This window comes from Nonomuraea sp. NPDC005501, assembly GCF_040605905.1.
Taxonomy (GTDB): Bacteria; Actinomycetota; Actinomycetes; order Streptosporangiales; family Streptosporangiaceae; genus Nonomuraea.
This window is the reverse complement of the sequence record NZ_JBEXDT010000208.1, coordinates 1-2,999: the sequence shown is the minus strand read 5'-3', so window position 1 is coordinate 2,999 and position 2,999 is coordinate 1. Positions and strand designations below refer to the sequence as shown.

General features: G+C 71.7%; 3 protein-coding genes. All 3 read right to left on the bottom strand.

The genetic code is table 11. The features are described 5' to 3' along the window. A partial coding sequence (locus tag ABZS51_RS42520; RefSeq protein WP_355453988.1) for a biotin/lipoyl-containing protein occupies positions 1-391 on the bottom strand: 391 nt, incomplete at its 3' end. Between the two features lie 37 nt (positions 392-428). Beyond that, entirely contained in the window at positions 429-1,793 is a 1,365-nt protein-coding gene (gene lpdA, locus ABZS51_RS42515; protein ID WP_355453986.1) for a dihydrolipoyl dehydrogenase, read from the bottom strand. 51 nt (positions 1,794-1,844) lie between these two features. Then, on the bottom strand, positions 1,845-2,999 hold a 1,155-nt coding region (locus tag ABZS51_RS42510; protein WP_355453983.1), incomplete at its 5' end, for a leucyl aminopeptidase.

The following is a 2,999-nucleotide window of genomic DNA, read 5'->3' as shown; positions in this document are numbered from 1 at the left end:
GCTGCGCCTGCGGGGCCGGAGCCGGCTGCGGCGGGGCGGCCGGCTGGGCCGGCGCGGGCTGCGGGATCGACGAGGCCGGGGCGGGCTCCGGCTCGGGCTGCGCGGCGGGGGCCGGAGCCTCCTCCTGCGCGGGGGCGGCACCGCCGGCCTGGCCGTTCTCGTCGATGATGGCCAGCTCGGCGCCGACCTCGACGGTCTCGTCCTCCGCGACGACAATCTTGGTGATGACACCCGCTGACGGCGACGGGATCTCGGTGTCGACCTTGTCGGTCGACACTTCGAGGAGCGGCTCGTCGGCCTCGACGCGCTCGCCCTCCTTCTTCAGCCAACGGGTTACCGTGCCCTCGGTGACGCTCTCGCCGAGCTGGGGCATCTGTACGGAGACCGGCATCGTTATCTTCTCTCGCGTTCTGATCTCGAGGGCTGGACTAGTTGTGAACGTGCAGCGGCTTGCCGGCCAGTGCCAGCATCGCCTCACCCATGGCCTCGGACTGGGTCGGGTGTGCGTGGATGAGCTGGGCGACCTCTGCGGGCAGCGCCTCCCAGTTGTAGATCAGCTGACCCTCGGTCACGAGCTCGCCGATGCGGCGGCCCACCATGTGGACGCCGACGACGGGCCCGTCCTTCTGGGCGATGACCTTGACCGCTCCCGCGGTGCCGAGGATCTGGCTCTTCGGGTTGCCGGCGAGGTCGTAGACCTGCTCCACGATCTCGATGCCGCGCTCGGCGGCCTGCGCGGACGTGATGCCCACCGAGGCGACCTCGGGGTCGGAGTAGGTGATGCGCGGCACTCCGGCGTAGTCGATGGGCGGCGGGTTGAGGCCGGCGATGTGCTCGGCGACCATGATGCCCTCGGCGAAGCCGGCGTGGGCCAGTTGCAGGGTGGGGATCAGGTCGCCGATCGCGTAGACGCCGGGGACCGACGTGCGGCAGTGCTCGTCCACCACGACGGCGCCGCGCTCGATCGTGATGCCGGCCTCCTCGAAGCCCATGCCGGAGGACACCGCGCCGCGGCCGACCGCGACGAGCAGCACCTCGGCGTCGAGGGTCTTGCCGTTGGCCAGGGTGACCACCACGCCCGTGTCGGTGGTCTTGGCGCTGTCGAAGAAGACGCCCAGCTCGTACTTGATGCCGCGGCGGCGGAAGGCCCGCTCCAGCAGCTTGGAGCTCGACTCCTCCTCGGTGGGCAGCAGATGCGGCAGCGCCTCGACGATCGTGACCTCGGCGCCGAACGAGCGGTAGACGCTGGCCAGCTCGACGCCGATCACACCGCCGCCCAGCACGATCACGGAGGCCGGGACGTGGTCCATGGTCAGCACGTGCTCGCTGGTGATGACGCGCTCGCCGTCGATCTCCAGGCCGGGCAGGGAGCGGGGCGCGGAGCCGGTGGCGAGGACGAGGCTGGCGCCCTCGTACACCTCCGAGCCGACCTGGATCGCACGCTCCCCGACGAGGCGGCCCTCGCCCTCGACGATCGTCACGCCGGCGCCCTTGAGCAGGCCCTGCACGCCCTTCCAGGCGCGGGTGACGATCTTGTCCTTGAACGCGTGGACGCCGGGGACGTCGATGCCGTCGAAGCGCGCCTTGACGCCGAACGTCTCGCTCTCGCGGGTCTCGTCGGCGACCTCGGCGGAGTGCAGCAGAGCCTTGGTGGGGATGCATCCCCGGTGGAGGCAGGTGCCGCCGATCTTGTCCTTCTCGATCAGGGCGACGGACTTGCCCAGCTCGGCAGCCCTCAGCGCGCAGGCATAGCCGCCGCTGCCGCCACCTAGGACGACGATGTCGTAGGCCACAGGAAGGCTCCTTGTCGGGGTGTTCGTGATGCCGTCATCTTTTCATTTGTTTCAGATGCTCGCGTGCCGCTCGGCCAGTCCGATCAGGGTCCGGGTGATGGCGCCCGTGCCGCCCTTGGGGATGTAGCCGTACGGCTCGCCCTTGTTGAAGGCGGGGCCGGCCATGTCGATGTGCGCCCAGCGCACCCCGTCGGGCACGAACTCCTTGAGGAAGATGCCCGCGGCCAGCATGCTGCCCCAGCGCTCGGGCTGGAGGTTGGCGATGTCGGCGATCGACGAGTCGAGGCCCTTGCGCAGCTCCTCGGGCAGCGGCATGCCCCAGGCGCCCTCGCCGGCGGCCGTCGCGGCCTCGACGACGAGCTCCCGGACGGCGTCGTCGTTGGCCATGACGCCGGCCGTGCGCCAGCCGAGCGCGACGATCTGCGCGCCGGTGAGCGTGGCCACGTCCACGATCAGGTCGGGGAGGTCCTCGGCGGCGCGGGCGATGCCGTCCATGAGCACCAGGCGGCCCTCGGCGTCGGTGTCGAGCACCTCGACGGTCTTGCCGCTGTAGCTGTGGATGACGTCGGAGGGGCGCTGCGCGGTGCCGCTCGGCAGGTTCTCGGCCAGGCAGAGGTAGCCGACGGCGTTGACCGGCAGGCCCAGGCGGGCGATGCCGAGCAGCGCGCCGAAGACGGCCGCCGCGCCGCCCATGTCGGACTTCATCCAGTCCATGGACGCGGACGGCTTGAGCGACAGGCCGCCGGAGTCGAAGGTGATGCCCTTGCCCACGAACGCCAGCGTCTTGCCCGCGTCGGGGTGGGTGTAGGAGAGGCGGACGAGCCGCGGCGGGTTGGCCGAGCCCTGGCCGACGCCGATGAGGCCGCCGTAGCCGCCGTCCTTGAGCTGCTTCTCGTCGAGCACCTCGACCGTCAGGCCGGCCTTCGCGGCCGCCTGCTCGGCGATCTCGGCGAACTTGCCCGGCCACAGGTCGGAGGGCGGGGTGTTGACCAGGTCGCGCACGAGGGTGACGGACTCGGCGAGCGCGGTGACCCGCTCCGCGATCCGTCCGGCCTCCTCGGCGGGGAGCGGGGACAGCACCTCCAGCTCGGCCACGGGCGCCTTGGCGCCTTCGCCGGTGCGGTAGCGGCTGAAGCCGTACGCGCCGAGCAGCGCGCCGAGGGCGACGGCCTCGGCGTCGGCGGCGGACCCGGCGGGCAGGGCGAG